This is a genomic window from Nonomuraea ferruginea (assembly GCF_039540635.1).
Taxonomy (GTDB): Bacteria; Actinomycetota; Actinomycetes; order Streptosporangiales; family Streptosporangiaceae; genus Nonomuraea; species Nonomuraea ferruginea.
Genome location: NZ_BAABFD010000026.1, coordinates 107935 through 122041, shown reverse-complemented (window position 1 = coordinate 122041; position 14107 = coordinate 107935). Strand labels below are relative to the sequence as shown.

Annotated in this window: 17 protein-coding genes; 9 read left to right on the top strand and 8 right to left on the bottom strand. The window is 67.9% G+C overall.

All coding sequences use genetic code 11. The features are described 5' to 3' along the window. The first annotated feature begins 187 nt into the window (after window positions 1–187). Window positions 188–1426 carry a hypothetical protein gene (locus ABD999_RS37980; RefSeq protein ID WP_271279739.1) on the top strand — a complete coding sequence of 413 codons (1239 nt, stop codon included), beginning with the start codon at window positions 188–190 and terminating at the stop codon, window positions 1424–1426. Between the two features lie 10 nt (window positions 1427–1436). Here the strand turns inward: ABD999_RS37980 and ABD999_RS37975 are convergent, their stop codons facing one another. Further along, window positions 1437–1997: a histidine phosphatase family protein gene (locus tag ABD999_RS37975; RefSeq protein WP_148035796.1), complete on the bottom strand. Its 561-nt coding sequence runs from the start codon at window positions 1995–1997 to the stop codon at window positions 1437–1439. A gap of 248 nt (window positions 1998–2245) precedes the next feature. On the opposite strand from ABD999_RS37975, the gene ABD999_RS37970 reads away from it, so the two are divergent. Then, window positions 2246–2590 (top strand): type II toxin-antitoxin system RelE/ParE family toxin, encoded by a 345-nt coding sequence (locus ABD999_RS37970; RefSeq protein ID WP_271279738.1) that lies wholly within the window; start codon window positions 2246–2248, stop codon window positions 2588–2590. A gap of 5 nt (window positions 2591–2595) precedes the next feature. Continuing rightward, entirely contained in the window at window positions 2596–2895 is a 300-nt protein-coding gene (locus ABD999_RS37965; protein WP_148035795.1) for a helix-turn-helix domain-containing protein, read from the top strand. 35 nt (window positions 2896–2930) lie between these two features. Here ABD999_RS37965 and ABD999_RS37960 read toward each other — a convergent pair whose 3' ends face one another. Further along, the gene (locus tag ABD999_RS37960; RefSeq protein WP_148035794.1) at window positions 2931–3143 is read right to left on the bottom strand and encodes a DUF397 domain-containing protein; all 213 of its coding nucleotides are present in this window, start codon (window positions 3141–3143) and stop codon (window positions 2931–2933) included. Continuing rightward, the gene (locus ABD999_RS37955; RefSeq protein ID WP_271279737.1) at window positions 3134–3955 is read right to left on the bottom strand and encodes a helix-turn-helix domain-containing protein; all 822 of its coding nucleotides are present in this window, start codon (window positions 3953–3955) and stop codon (window positions 3134–3136) included. The genes ABD999_RS37960 and ABD999_RS37955 overlap by 10 nt, the downstream gene beginning before the upstream one ends. A gap of 329 nt (window positions 3956–4284) precedes the next feature. Between ABD999_RS37955 and ABD999_RS37950 the strand changes: the two genes are divergently transcribed. Next, the gene (locus ABD999_RS37950) at window positions 4285–4785 is read left to right on the top strand and encodes an ATP-binding protein (protein ID WP_271279736.1); all 501 of its coding nucleotides are present in this window, start codon (window positions 4285–4287) and stop codon (window positions 4783–4785) included. Between the two features lie 313 nt (window positions 4786–5098). Here ABD999_RS37950 and ABD999_RS37945 read toward each other — a convergent pair whose 3' ends face one another. Beyond that, the gene (locus ABD999_RS37945) at window positions 5099–6631 is read right to left on the bottom strand and encodes an ATP-binding protein (protein WP_271279735.1); all 1533 of its coding nucleotides are present in this window, start codon (window positions 6629–6631) and stop codon (window positions 5099–5101) included. A gap of 158 nt (window positions 6632–6789) precedes the next feature. Continuing rightward, window positions 6790–8220: an NsdA family TPR-like regulatory protein gene (locus tag ABD999_RS37940; RefSeq protein ID WP_222709238.1), complete on the bottom strand. Its 1431-nt coding sequence runs from the start codon at window positions 8218–8220 to the stop codon at window positions 6790–6792. A gap of 274 nt (window positions 8221–8494) precedes the next feature. Between ABD999_RS37940 and ABD999_RS37935 the strand changes: the two genes are divergently transcribed. From ABD999_RS37935 to ABD999_RS37920, 4 genes are all read left to right on the top strand, one after another. Further along, entirely contained in the window at window positions 8495–8878 is a 384-nt protein-coding gene (locus ABD999_RS37935) for a glycine-rich domain-containing protein (RefSeq protein WP_345483137.1), read from the top strand. A 139-nt stretch (window positions 8879–9017) separates the two neighbouring features. Further along, on the top strand, window positions 9018–9680 hold the full coding sequence (locus ABD999_RS37930; protein WP_271279733.1) for a class I SAM-dependent methyltransferase: 663 nt from the start codon (window positions 9018–9020) through the stop codon (window positions 9678–9680). A gap of 174 nt (window positions 9681–9854) precedes the next feature. Then, window positions 9855–10190: a hypothetical protein gene (locus tag ABD999_RS37925; protein WP_271279732.1), complete on the top strand. Its 336-nt coding sequence runs from the start codon at window positions 9855–9857 to the stop codon at window positions 10188–10190. A gap of 28 nt (window positions 10191–10218) precedes the next feature. Further along, window positions 10219–10875 carry a class I SAM-dependent DNA methyltransferase gene (locus tag ABD999_RS37920; RefSeq protein ID WP_271279731.1) on the top strand — a complete coding sequence of 219 codons (657 nt, stop codon included), beginning with the start codon at window positions 10219–10221 and terminating at the stop codon, window positions 10873–10875. Here the strand turns inward: ABD999_RS37920 and ABD999_RS37915 are convergent. Further along, complete coding sequence (locus ABD999_RS37915) at window positions 10865–11434, bottom strand: hypothetical protein (RefSeq protein ID WP_271279730.1); 570 nt, start codon at window positions 11432–11434, stop codon at window positions 10865–10867. The two genes, ABD999_RS37920 and ABD999_RS37915, sit on opposite strands and share 11 nt — an antisense overlap. 176 nt (window positions 11435–11610) lie before the next feature. Here ABD999_RS37915 and ABD999_RS37910 point away from each other — a divergent pair, with 176 nt between their 5' ends. Continuing rightward, the gene (locus tag ABD999_RS37910) at window positions 11611–12282 is read left to right on the top strand and encodes a hypothetical protein (RefSeq protein ID WP_271279729.1); all 672 of its coding nucleotides are present in this window, start codon (window positions 11611–11613) and stop codon (window positions 12280–12282) included. Here ABD999_RS37910 and ABD999_RS37905 read toward each other — a convergent pair. Continuing rightward, a complete protein-coding gene (locus ABD999_RS37905) occupies window positions 12249–13406 on the bottom strand; it encodes a sensor histidine kinase (protein WP_271279728.1) in 1158 nt (385 codons plus the stop codon). The genes ABD999_RS37910 and ABD999_RS37905 overlap by 34 nt on opposite strands. Beyond that, a complete protein-coding gene (locus ABD999_RS37900) occupies window positions 13403–14059 on the bottom strand; it encodes a response regulator (protein ID WP_271279727.1) in 657 nt (218 codons plus the stop codon). The genes ABD999_RS37905 and ABD999_RS37900 overlap by 4 nt, the downstream gene beginning before the upstream one ends. Window positions 14060–14107: the final 48 nt, after the last annotated feature.

Genomic DNA, 14107 nt, shown 5'->3' with positions numbered 1-14107 from the left:
CAGCGCCACGATCTGCGAGAAGTACCGCGGCGTGCCCAAGGGCAGCGAGCCCACCAAGATCGGCGAAGGCGCCGACGGCGTCAACTGCCTGTACTCCTCGTCCGACATCACCTACCGGTAGCCCGCAAGTGCCGGGGAGGGGCAACCCTCCCCGGCACGTGATGTTAGCGATAACACAAGGAGACCCATGAGACTCCTCGCCATCATCCTCACGCTCTTACTTCTCCCCGCGCTCCCCGCCAAGGCCGCCCCCGTGAACCTGGCCACCGCGGCGACCCCCTCGGCCTCGTACACCTCGCCCTGGGAGAGCGTCACCGCGATCAACGACGGCGTCGACCCGCCGCGCTCCAACGACACCGCCAACGCCCGCTGGGGCACCTGGCCCCAGACCGGCACCCAGTGGGCCGAACTGACCTGGCCCACGGCCCAGACGATCACCTCCGCCGAGGTCTACTTCTTCGACGACAACGGCGGCGTACGAGTCCCCGCCTCGTGGAAGCTTCAGCGCTGGAGCGGCGGCTCGTACATCGACATCCCCGGCACCTACCCCACCGCCGTCAACGCCTACAACCGCGTGACCTTCTCCCAGATCAGCACCGTGCGGCTGCGCGTCGTCCTGCAGAGCGGCGCCGCGTCCGTCGGCCTCCTGGAGGTCAAGGCGATCGGCGACAACGGCAACCCCTCGACTCCCTGGAACCCGCCGGCCAACCTCGTCACCCCGCTCAACGAGGTCTGGCAGCACGTCGAGAGCACGTACCCGAACCTGTACGGATTCCGCAACTACGGCTGGGACCAGATCATGGCCAACGGCGGATCCATCAACTACTGCGTCCGCTGGGACTCCAGCGCCACGGTGACGGCCGCCCAGCGCGACCGCATCCACGCCACGCTGGCCCGCCAGTTCAAGAAGTGGATGGACGTGATGGCAGGCCAGGAGGGCTGGCCGTACACGAACGTCCCCGTGAAGGTCGTCGGCTGGGCCGTACGCGACCGCAACCAGCTCCAGTGGACGGACAACTCCGTCGACATCTACGTCGGCGACATCCGCGAGAACGCCCCCCAGTGCGTCGCCGCCTGCGGGCGCTTCTTCAACCAGAACGGCACCTACCCGAACTGCCCGGGCGGCGCGGCGCGCCACTACGACATGTCCCTGTGGCTCACCGCCGGCATGGGCGGCGGCGCGGGCGGCGACTGGGGCCAGCGGCTCGGCAGCGAGTACTACATGGCCAACCTGGACGCCGACAACATGCACATCCTGCTGCACGAGATCGGCCACTCGTTCGGGGTGGACGACTTCTACGACTGGACGCCGTCCGGGGTGTGCTGCTTCCTGATGAAGGCGGGCAGCGCGTCGTCGATCACGGACTTCGACGCGTGGATGTTCCGCGACTGGTGGCGCCACCTGAAGAGCCGCTACGGCCGCTGAATCCGCCGCCCTACGCGCCGGCGCTCGCCCATCCGCTGGGCAAATGGAAGGTCCAGCCGGGCCGCCACGCGAACGGCTGATCGACCAGATCGGCGAGCGGAACGCCGTGCAGAAGGTGCTGCAAGGCCCAGCGGTTGGCGGAGTGCGAGATCAGCAGCACCTTCTTGCCCGCCCACTCCACCGCCAGCTCGGCCAGGAAGTCGTTCATCTGCCCGACCACGGCCCGGTAGCTCTGGCCACCGGGCCACGGCTCGTCGATGTGCCGGGCACGCCGTGTCTCCAGCAGGCTCACCGGCATGCCGTCGAACTCGCCGTAGTGGCACTCGCGCAACCGCCGGTCCTGGAACAGAGGGATGCCCGAGCCCTCGAAGGCGACCCGCGCGGTCTGCACGGCCCGGCGCAGATCGGAGCTGAACACCGCGTCCAGCCCGTCGTCGCGGCGGCGCTCGCCCAGTTCGGCGGCCAGGGCCAGGCCCCGCTCGGACAGCTCACCGGGCAACCAGCCGCTGGCGATGCCGGCCTCGTTGTGGACGCTTATCGAGTGCGTCTCGTACACGATCTCAACCGTCATCGGCGTTCCCAGTACGTCAGATTCCGACCTGGCTTCCCAGGCTAGGGGTCGCTGCCGTACACCGCCGGGAAAAGGGCGCTTCGGAAGGCAAGCTGAGAGCGTACGGGCCGCCGGACCCCGCAAGCGTGACCTCGCGTTTTCTAACTGGAGGGCAGGACAGGCCGCCTACATCACGTCGTCTCGCATGAGACTCGTCCGATCTCCTGTTCAGAGGACACGGCTCTTGCCCTCTCTATAACATTCATGTTATGAATTGGGGAGATGTGGAGTTGGAGCCCGAGGTCGATGACTGGTTCGACTCGCTCGATCAGGACGACCAGGAGACAGCGGTCTTCTACGTTGACCTGCTGGCCGCGCGCGGTGTGCTGCTCGACGAGCCGTACACCAGGCAACTGTGCGGGAAGCTTCGGGAACTCCGATTTCACCTCTCCGGGGAGGCGGTACGTATCACGTACTGGATCGCTCCGGGCAGACGCATCATCCTGCTCACGGTCTTCCGTAAGCAGCGGATGCGGGAGACCGCCGAGATCGAACGAGCTGTGCGGGCGATGCGGCGATGTGTCGCCGAGGCACACACAGCGGACGAGGAGTGATCGACATGGGCGAGCGCAAGGCATGGTCAGACAAGCGCGCAGAGATCATGGGTCGCCCTGGTGCCGGAGCCGCTTATGAGGCGGCACGTCTGCGCTTCGAACTAGGTGCGGCCGTACGGAACCGCCGCGAAGAACTCGGTCTGACCCAGGCCGAACTGGCCGAGCGGGCCGGGCTCAAGCAGCCGGCTGTGGCGCGGTTCGAGGCCGGCGGCACGATGCCCACCATCCCCATGCTGGAACGTCTCGCCGAGGCCCTCGACCTGCGTCTCAGTGTTCGTCTTCAGCCGCTTCGGAAGGCGGGCTAGGGACGGCGCCCGTTGAGCCCGATCTTGGCAGCCGTTCAGAAGTCGAATTCGCCTCGCTTGGCCCCGTCCACGAAAGCGTCCCAAACGCTGGCGGTCACCACGAATGGCGCCTGCCCTGGGCTCTCGGTGTCACGGATGGCCACTCGTCCGCCGGACAAGGGGGCGACCTCGATGCAGTCTCCGCCATTCGATCCGCTCTTGGTGGCCTTCCGCCAGGCGGCGGCGCTCAGTTCGTCGTTCACGTCCATGTCTTGGCTGCCTCTCTGAGTAGCTCGATAGACACATGCTGGGGGTGTGCCTCAGCTCGGATGGCGTCGTACTTCATATGGATCGCAGCGACGTCCTCCGGTCGGTCAGTCATCTGCCCGTGCCCCGTGGACTCGTAGTACACGATATCTGGACTTCCGGCTAGTTGGGCGATCACAAAGCCCCCGAGGAGTCCTGTGGTCGCACAAAAAGCCATGGGGACCACTTGGATAGCGATGTGTGGCCGTTCTGCCATCTGGACCAGGTGTTCGAGCTGGCAGCGGATGGTCAACCGACCTCCAATGGGACGTTGGAGTACGCCTTCATCGAGCAGTACCCAGAACATTGGGGGGTTGAGGCGAGACCAAATGATCTGGCGCTCCAGGCGTGCTTGTACGGATTTCTCAACCTGCTCCTCCGTTACGCCGGGCTCGCCACGCAGCATGGCGCGAGCGTAGTCCTCCGTCTGCAGTAATCCCGGGATGAGGAGAGGCTGCCATGTTCGGAGGCTCTGAGCTTCCTGCTCAATGTCCAGCCACTCGCGAAACCATCGAGGGCTCGCCTCACGGCTTATGAGAGGCCAGAGGCGGAGCAACTCCCCCTTGGCTCCCACGGCTTCGTCGCAGCGTTGGACGAGATCCTTGCTCGGCGTCCGTTGAGCTCTCTCGATGAAGCCGACCAGGCTGGGGCTGAACCTGATTATTTCCGCCAATTGTTCCTGGGACAATCCGGCGTTTTTTCGAAATTTGCGTAGCTCGGCGCCGAAGAAAGCCAATGGGCTGGCCGTGGGGTCAAGCTCAAGGGGGGCGGGCATCCGTGACTCCTGTTCCGGTAAGTAGCACGAGAGTCCTACGCCAATCAGACGGCCGGTCCTACAGAACTGTCCGAACGGTGTGTCATCCATTCGATTCCGTAATGTAGCTCACCGCAGGCACTCTGTGTAGTGGGAAGCGCAAGTAATGACAGGTGAAGCGATGTGGGTCACACAAGCTCTGGCTGCTTCCAGTTTGATCGGGCGGGGCTGAAGATTCTGGACATGCAGTATTTGGGCCCCGCGAATAGGGCGGTTCATCCTTTACTGCATTTCGTACTGGCTGATGCCTGTGACACGGGAGCGAATACATGGATCCGGGAGGTGGCGTAATGGACAAGCTCTCGTTCGGCGAGATCGTGCCGGAAGTCCAGCACTCGGCGAAGGCCGCTGCGGTGGCGGAGCGTTCAAGCTCTGTCGGCCGGAGCATGGTCTGGCGGCTTCGGGATGACGCCCGTGCGGTCGGTGATGCCCGCGACCTCGTCCGGCGCGCGCTTCTGCTGGTCGGTCTGGGGCGGGATCTCGTTGACGACGCCGTGCTGATGGTCAGCGAGCTGGTCACGAACGCGGTTCTGTACGGTGACGCGCCGTACGAGCTGGTGGTACGGGTCGATCCGGTCGAAGTGGTGTGCCTGGTGGTCGACGCGGGAGCCGTTCATCCGGTGCGCCGCCCGGGTGTGGACGGTCAAGCCGAGCACGGGCGAGGGCTGCTGATCGTGGCGGAGTTGTCGGCCGGGTTGTACGGCTGCGTTCCGCAGGGGTTCACCACGTGCCCTGGGCTGCCGGGCAAGGCGACCTGGTTCGCGCTGCCTCGTACGGCAGGCCGGCGGTGAGGGTGGCGTCAGACCTGTTGGAGGATTATCACGGCCTTCACGTGGCTCCTGTCCAGGAGGGACATGAACGGATCGCCTGGGCGAGCCCCGCCGCTCGGTGCGTGCGGGTCCGGGTGCGCGAGCACACGTGCAGCCGGTGCGCGCCCTGCTACGAGTTCTGCGCCGCGGGCGGGCTCGCGTTCGTCCGGCGATCTGTCAAAGGCGTGATCCACGAGACGGCGTGGACCACGACAGCGAAGGCTGAGCAGGTCTGGGCGGCGATGCTCAGAGGCGAAGCCTGTTGAGGTGAACGCAGCCCTTCGGCGACTAAAACTCAAACGCGCAGGACGGTGACCTGGCGACCGGAGGGTGTGGTCGTCTGTTCGAAGCCGCCTCGTTCCTGCCAGGACGGAGCCTCGGGGCGGCGGTCGAAGATCACCAGTGCGCCGGTGGAGAGGGTGAGGCGGTCCAGGTAGCGGTCGAGCTGGGCGAGGCCGTCGGGTGCCGGGTCGTTCTCGCCTGCTCGCCACACCTTCAGCTCCATGGCCTCGCGCTGCATGAGCCGTTCGCCGTCGGGGCTCGTGTAGGGCCAGCGGACGAGCACGTCCAGACGTTTGGTGCCGGCCGCGTACTCCCGGTCGAGGTAGCCGCCGCCGTTGACCAGGCGGTGCAGGAAGGCCATGAGGATGATCTGGCAGGCGGCCTCATGGTAGCCCTCCTGGCGGACCAGCACCTCGCCGTGCTCGCGCCAGAAGACGACGAACTCCTCCAGCAGGCGCGGCAGGTCGAACCGGCCGTCCGGCAGCACGAAACTGCGCGGATCGGCCATCACGTACTGTTCCGACGGGTCTCCGAGCACTCGCAGAATGACCTCCCGGTAGATCGGGTTCGCCACTTCGAGCGGGGGTTTCTGCTTGATCAGGCCCAGGTCGCGTACGTAGGACAGGTCGTCGGAGAAGGCGGGGTCGATGTGGGGGAAGGTCCCGGCCACGACCGGCTCCATCACCCGCTTGACCCGCGGCTCGTGCAGCCGGGCCATCACAGAGTCCAGGTGCGTGGCGCGCGTCCGGATCAACCGCTCCTTGGCGTCCTCCACCTGCCCGTCGGTGACGGCGCCGGTCACGCCCAGTTTGAAGGTGATCTCGTGGGCGAGGGCGTTGACCAGCCACGGCTGACCCTGCGTCAGCTCGAACACCCGCTCCACCGCGTCCTTGGCGAACTCCTGGCCGGTCTGCTGAGTGTGCTGGTCGTAGAGGTCGGTGATGTCGTCGGCGGTGAAGTCGCCCAGGCGCAACGACTCGGCGACGATGTTGAACGGGCTGGCCGGGTTCGCCCTGCCGGGCTCGCCACCCGATGCGACCTTGTAGTCACGCAGGTCGCGCAGCCCGCACAGCACCACGGATGCGGGGAACGGTTGGCCCTCATGCCGGGCGTTGTGGCCGTGGCGGAGCTGGCTGAGGATGCTGACCATGCTGTTGCCCTGCAGGGCATCGATCTCGTCGAGGAGCAGCACCACGCGGCGCGGGCAGCGGCGGCACCACTCGCTCAGCGCCGAACCGAACCGGGCGCCGGGCGTGACCTGCGGCCAGGAATCCGGCGGGAGCAGTTTCTTCGGCCATCCCGACCGTGCGGCGGCCTCACGGAGGGAATCCAGCAGAAGCGACTCCGCGGCAGCGTAGTCGTCACCGGCCGACTTGGCGCGCTCGCAGGAGAACATCAGGGCGGCGATGTCGCCCTCGGCCGTCAGCTCGGACGCCAGGGTGCGCAGCATCGTCGTCTTGCCGGTCTGCCGGGGCGCGTGCAGGACGAAATAGCGGTCCATCTCGATGAGCTCGCGCGCCTGGGGGAGCCGTTGCGTGGGAGGCAAGATGTAGTGGTGCAGTGGGCTACACGGTCCCGTGGTGTTGAAGTATTTCGCTCGGGGTTGCCGCATGGTCACATTGTGTCATCATCTTGCCGCCGAATGTCTGGGACAAGGGATTCACGTGGCTCCTGTCCAGGAGGGACAACCACGGAGACAGACGCCTACTGCCCGTTCGGTTCATCGCTGAGATGGCCTACGGTGGTCAACGCGGGAAGGGCCGCGATGCGGTCGTGAAGATCACGGGTCTCAATCCCCGCATCGCCCACACTGAGCAACTTCTGGTCGAGGGCGCGCAGACGTACGCGTGTCGTATTCCGCAAGGATTGTGCAGGCACCGCGTCAAGGACCTGACCTGCCAGTGCGGTCGCGTAGGAGTATTGGCGGCGAGCGGCCTCCGCTCGCGCTTGGACGATCAGTGCAGCCGCCCAGCCAGCTCCTCCATGTCGGCTGTGCTGCTGTGATGCTTGTGCATGCGTGACGGCCTGGTCTTGCGCGCCGATCAGCAGGGCGCTCTCAGCCAGATGCAGCAGCAGTTCGGCGGCGTCGAACCCGAACCTGCCGGGCTGGTCTCCGTGCGGGTCGGCCGCCATCTCGTTCTGGGCTGCCGCCATCATCCTTTCCGCCTCCGAGCGGTGGGATGGACCGAGCGCAGCCGTCGCGCGCAGTAGCCCCCAGGCGATGATCTGCGCCCGCCGCAGCGGGGTGCGCGCGTACTCCAGAGCTTCGGCTGCCAACTCGACTGCCTGCTGCGGTTTGCCCTGACTGCAGGCGGTCATGGACTGAGCGCCGAGCGTCCAGCAGATCAGGTCGTGGTCGCCTACAGCCGTGCCCAGGCGTGCCGCCGTACCGAAATGAATGGATGCGGCCGCGTGGTCAGCGGTGTGGAAGGCGGTGTTGCCGACGAGAGCGGACAGCCATGCCGCCAGGCGACGCAGTTCGATGCGGTCGGCGTCGGCTTGAGGCCGGCGCAGCATCGGCCCCACGAGCGCGCGGGTTCGGTGTACTTCGGTGGCCAGGACAGCAGGCGGGAACGCCGAGTAACGCAGCGCGTAATACTCCACGGCCGCCTGCAGCGCCTGGCGGGCAGCAGGCCCGCCTGCAGGCCCGTCGACCTCAAGCGCGAGCTCGACCGATTCGCGCAGCGCTGACAGGGCGGCGTACTGGTCTTCGGTCATGGGGCGCCTCCAATGCGAGGCACGGTACCCCGCTCCGGGGCGACGCGGTGGGATGGCCGCGGAACTTCTCGGCAGACCCAGCGTCTCCGGGGTCACCCCGTACAGGCGGCAGAGCATCGGCCCGTACTCGGGGCCCGGCGGATGCACCCCGTGCTCCCAGCGGCACAGCATGCTGCTATTGACCGGCGGCGCGACCAGGTTTTCGTCCTCGAACAGGGCCTGAATACCGGCGATCGTTTGCGGTCGTGACCATCCGTAGGCCAGCCGCCATGCTTCCAAAGGAAGCAGCTGTGGCAACTCGTCGCAGATGGCACCGGCGATGCGCTCGACCACCCAGCCGGCCCGCTGCCCGCGTTGGCGGATGTCATTGGCTGTGCGAAGCAGTTCCGCTCGCAGGGCCCGTGTGATGACAGTCACGTCGGCGCCTCCCGTGCACTGCCATCGGAGCGTACCTCTGCCAAGGTGCCCCGGACATTGCCACGGCAGGCAATGTTGCAGACCTGGACCGGCATTGATGCGGACGCGGCCAAGGCCGGACCGTGAAGAGGAGCCCGCCGTCGCGATGACCAGGCTGCGGCGGCGGGGAGGCACCAGACCCCAGGAGGTCCTCGTGACACTTACCGCCGCATCCACGCGTCCCGCACCGCCGGTGGCGGGCCGGCGAGACCCGCGATCGTTCGTCAGGCCGGATGTGTGGGACCGCGAAATCGCGCTCCTCGTCCGCGACTACCCGTTCGACGAGGTCATGGCCAATCGGCTTTTCGGTCAGGCCGTCGCTTACCTCATCACCGCCATGGAGAAGTGGGGCGAGCATCTGGAGATCGGCTGCGGCCGACTGGTCGACATCGCGGTCCACGCCTTCATCCTCGACACCCGCAACTACCGGGAGTTCTGCGCTCAGCACTTCGACGGGCGCTTCCTCGAGCACGTTCCGGAGATCGAGTTCAAGTACGACGGGTCGGTCGAGCGGACCGCCCACATCCTCGCGGCCAATGGTTTCGAGGTGGACTGGCCGCTGTGGGAGCGCGACTTCTCCCAGTGCACGCCGTGTGCTCCTGGCACGGACTGTCACTGACCGAAACCAGCATTGAGGGCCGGGCCTCTACGGGGTCCGGCCCTCGGCTGTGCCCTGATGCAGCAGTTCGCCGGTGCGCAGACGGGTGCGACCTGTACGGTGACGCGGGTTCCGTCCGCTGCGTCACAGGGAACCGTCCATGCGCACCATCACCGACCGCGTCGACTACTGGAATCACTACGCTTCCGGCGTCTCGCAGGACAATCCGGAGGATGCGTTGAAGAGCGCCTTCGGGTGGACGCAGTACAGCGGGCACGGTCCGGGGGAGGAACTGTTGGGGGAGCCCGCCACAGCGCTGGAACTCGGGTCGTGCCGCGGGCACGCTGTGGCAGCGCTGGCGACCAAAGGCATCGTGGCGACTGGAGTCGATCTGTCTCCCGTCCAGGTCGAGCGCGCTTTGTCGGGCTGGGGCCATCTGCCCGACGCCCACTTCGTCCAGGCCGACGTCCTGGACTACCTGGCCGAGTCCCCAGGCACTCAGTGGGACGCGATCTACAGCATCTTCGGGGCGGTGTGGTTCACCGACCCGGAGCGGCTGCTGCCGCTGGTGTTCGAGCGGTTGGCGCCGGGCGGCAAACTGGTCTTCTCACAGGCGCCGGCGGTGCCGGGAAGCTACGGCGTGCAGGGCATGTACGGCAATGGCTTCACCGGCCGGGCGGTGTGGATCTATCGATGGGCGTACGAGCCGGAAACATGGCGCGAACTGCTGCTCGGCGTCGGGTTCCGTGACGCGCATGCCCGGATCCATCCGGCCCCGGCTCCGGATCACGTGGGGACGCTCATAGGGGAGGCATGGCGGTAGAGGCGGATCGGCTGGTGCCAGTCACCGTCCCAGAGCGGAGTCCACTGACGGGCTGGCCCAACTTGTTTAAGTCCTCCAGATGATCGACACGTCGAAGAGCCGCTTGACGACCTCGACCGCCCACGCGTCCTCCCCAGATTCTGCGATCCCGTCGAGCGAACCTCCCTGCGCCGGTTGGACGATTCGACGTACGAAGCCCGCATCCTCTGCACCTCCGACGGCGAGCCCTTCGAGGCGCTGATCGTGACAAGCTGGCGGGTCACCGCCGCCGCCCGCCGTACCAGCGTGCGCTTCGCCTCCGGCGCCGAGCTGCTTCTGGACCATCACGCCGTAGCCGGGTACCTGGTGCAGAACGGGCGGATCACCGAGAACTTCGGCACCGACGGGAGCGTCCCACGCCGGGAGAGCCACTACATCGGCCTTTATCACCGGCTCCTCGTCGATCGCCGCCCCCTCATGCCGAGAGAGCAGAGCAGCCTCCTGCACAACGTGCTTCTGCGGGGCGAGTAGCTCGGCCGATGGGCTACAGTCGTCCGCCGTGGCCGAATCCTCCCCCTATCTGGCCGCGACCGCTGACGCCTACGACGCCCTCGCGGACGTCTACGCCGACTTCGTGCGGGACTCGCTCGACCGCCTGCCGCTGGACCGCTCGATGGTCGCCGCGTTCGCCGAGCTCGTGCGGGCCGACGGGGCCCGGCCCGTCGTGGAGGCCGGCTGCGGTCCCGGGTACATGACGGCGCACCTGCGTGACCTCGGGCTGGACGCCTTCGGTGTCGACCTGTCTCCCCGGCTGATCGACATCGCCCGCAGGGACTATCCCGACCTGCGGTTCGAGGTCGGTTCGATGGGCGCCCTCGACGTGGCCGACGGCGAGCTGGGCGGGCTGCTCTCCTGGTACTCCCTCATCCACACCCCACCGACAGAGCTGCCGCCCTACTTCGCCGAGTTCCGCCGGGTGCTGGCCCCGGGGGGTTACCTCCTGCTCGGTTTCTTCGAATCCGAGGGCGGCCCGGTAAGCCGGTTCGACCACAAGGTCACGCCGGCTTACCGGTGGCCGATCGACGAGCTGGCCGACCTGGCCAGCAAGGAGGAGTTCGTCGAGGTGGCGCGGATGCTGCGCGAGCCTCTGGAGGATGAACGATTCCGCCGGGGCCACCTGCTGATGCGCCGCGACCGTACCGCGGCTATGGGGTGAGTGCACTGCTTCGTGGATCGGTCCGGGCTCCCGCGTGGAAGGCCAGGGCCAGCGCGAGCAGAAGCCCGGCACCCGCGATCGGCACCCACGACAGCGTGGTCGACGGGACGAAGTCCTGGGTGAGCCCCGCCCGATCGAGTACGGTCGCCGCGGCGACGATCGGCAGCAGGGAGCCGAGGCTCGTGACGATCGCCAGGGCGACGAGCCCGGCAGTATCACGCCGGGTGAAAGGCCGCCCTTTCATGGTGGAGCTCAGCAGCAGAGCGGCCAGGCCCGCGCACAGGCCGCCCAGGAGGACGTCCGCGCGCGAGAGCACCTGCTCGGCGACGGTGGCTCCCCAGACGCCCAGCGGAAGCTCTCCCCGGAGTACGACCCCGTCGGGGAGTCTCACACCGCTCAGCGGCGAGGGCCCGGCGTCCGGAGCGGTTGCCACGCGTACGGTGACGTACCCGCCCGCCTGGGTTGCGCCGTTGATCACGTAGGCGATGCCCCAGATCGCCAGAGCGGCTCCTGCGAACCTGACCAGGTGAAGGATCGAGCTGACGAACGATCGATTCATGAGTGCCCCCACGACGCGCGTCGACTGCCGCCAGTATGCTGCGCGGCGGTCTCCCTAGATAGTGCGCCCAGGTCTCCCCAGCAAAATGGCGGAGTGGGTGTCGGCCGGGCGGCGGACGACGGGGAGGGCCGGGCGTTCCTAGCCTTCGTGGCATCACCGGCCACTTAGGGGACACCATGTCGTTGTCAGATCCGATCCGATTCCGGAGGCTCGCCGCCGGGGCGTGCCTCATCGCCGCGCCCGTCCTGTATGTCGCGGGGGTGGTCCTCGATCCCGCTCTGCGCCTGGGCGGCGGCGACACGGCCGGCGTCTACGGGCGTCAGCTGGAGGAGGTGTCGATCAGCGCGGCGGTCCTGCACTGGAGCTGGGTGCTGCTGATCCCGGGCATCATCGGCATGATCCACCTGGTACGCCACCGCGCGGTGCTCCTCGGTCACGTCACGGGCGGGATCGCCCTGCTCGGCGTGGTGAACTTCTCCGCGCTGATGCTGGGCGACTACTTCTACGCCCGCCTGGAGCGCTCGCTGCCGCCCGCCGAAGGGGCCGCGCTCGCCGACCAGGCGTTCGCCGACCCGGGACTCGTGTTCGGGTTCCAGATCCCGGGGTTCGCCGGGATCCTCGGGCTGTTCGCGCTGGGGCTCGTCCTGGCGTACTGCCGGCAGGCGCCCTGGTGGGCGCCGTTCGCGATGGTGCTGGGCATCTTCGGGGCGCCGGTATTCCCGGTCGGCACGGTCGTGGGCGGACTGCTGTACCTGGCCGGGGCCGGGGTCATCGGCCTGCGCATCGTACGGATGAGCGACGCGGAGTGGGCGGCTCAGCCCGAGGGGAACCTGGCGCGTACCCGGTAGCCGCCACCCCGCACGGGGCCGGCGGACAGGTCGCCACCGTGCATCGCGACGCGTTCGCGCATCCCGATCAGGCCCTGTCCGCTCCCGCCCCCTTGCCCGTCGCCCGTGCCGTCGTCGGTGACCTCCACGGTCACGGCGCCGGCGGAGTAGGCGACGGTGACGACGATCCGGGTCGCCCGCGCGTGCTTCAACGCGTTGGTCAGCGCCTCCTGGATCACCCGGTACGCCGACAGGTCCAGCCCTGGGGGCACCGGCCTGGCCTCGCCCTCGACCCGCACCTCCACGGCCGGACCGGCCTCATGGATCTGGGCGACGAGGGCGTCCAGCCGGTCCAGCCCGGTGGCGTGCGGCTCGGCGGCCGTGCCGCCGGGGCTGCGCAGCATGCCGAGCATCAGCCTGAGTTCCTCGATCGCCTCTCGGCCCGCCCGCTCGACGCCGGTCAGCAGCGTGCGTTCCCGCTCACGGTCCGGGTCGTCGCGGAGCATCATCCGTACACCGCCCGTGTGCAAGGTCATCAGGCTGACGTTGTGCGAGACGATGTCGTGCAGCTCCCGGGCGATCCTCACCCGTTCACCCGCGACCGCCTGCCGGGCACGCTCCTCGCGCTCGACCTCCAGCCGGGTGGCCTGTCTGGCGAGGCGTAACGTCTGATCGATCTGGCGGCGCAACAGGATGCCGCTGGCGTACGCGACGCCGACGAAAATGGCGCTGATCAGCACTTCGGCCACGTCATTATGCTGAAATGTCTGTAAATAGCCGTACGCGAGCAGGACGCACCCCAGCCCGGCCAGCCCTCGCCGGGTACGCAGCTCCGCCGCGCTGGCGACGGTGTGCACCAGGATGAGCGTGGAGTAGAAGTGCCACGCGGCGTAGTAGCCCGCCTCCGTGACCTCCCGCACGCCGATGCCGACCCCCACCAGCGCGAGCAGCATGCTCATCGGGAACCTCTGCCGGAACAGCAGCAGCGCCCCGGCGGCGGCCGCGCCGACCGCCAGCGGCACCGGACGGCTGATCTGACCCGGCTCGAACCCCTGCCGCCCGAACGACTCGACCTGCCCGGCGACCACCACGGCCAGCGCGAGCAGGGTGTCCATCCGGCTCGGCCGCCAGTTGCCGCGCATCATTCCTGACCAGGGCGGACGAAGCCGGACTCGTAGGCCAGCACCACCGCCTGGAGACGGTCCCGCACGTCCAGCTTGCGCAGGATCTGGGCGACATGGCTCCTGACCGTGGCCTCGCCGACCCCGGACTCTGCCGCGATCTCCCGGTTCGACAGACCCCGTGTCAGCAGCCGCAGCACGTCCACCTCGCGCGCGGTGAGCGTGGCCAGCTCAGGAGGCGGCGAGAGCGGGGGCTGAGCGGCGAAGGACGCGATGACCCGGAGGGTGACCGCGGGGTCGATCAGTCCGTCGCCCGCCGCCACGACCCGGATCGCCTCCAGGAGATGCTCGGGAGGCGAGCTCTTCAGCAGGAAGCCGCTGACCCCGATGCGCAGCGCCGCGTGCAGGTTCTCGTCGCTGCCGAAGGTCGTCAGCATCAGGATCCTCGGCGGGGCGGGGTCCCCGAGCAGCGTCGTGGCGGCGGCCAGGCCGTCCATGCCCGGCATGGCGATGTCGAGCAGCAGCACGTCCGGCCGTCGCTCCCTCGTCACGGCGACGGCCTCCACGCCGTCGGCCGCCTCCCCGACCACTTCCATCCCTGGGGCGTTCTCCGCCACGAGCCGCAGCCCTGCCCTGATCATGGCGTGGTCGTCCGCGACGACCAGTCTGATCGTCATGTCTCACCCGGCATGTCCAGATCGTATTGAGGCCGCGGCCTCCCCGAT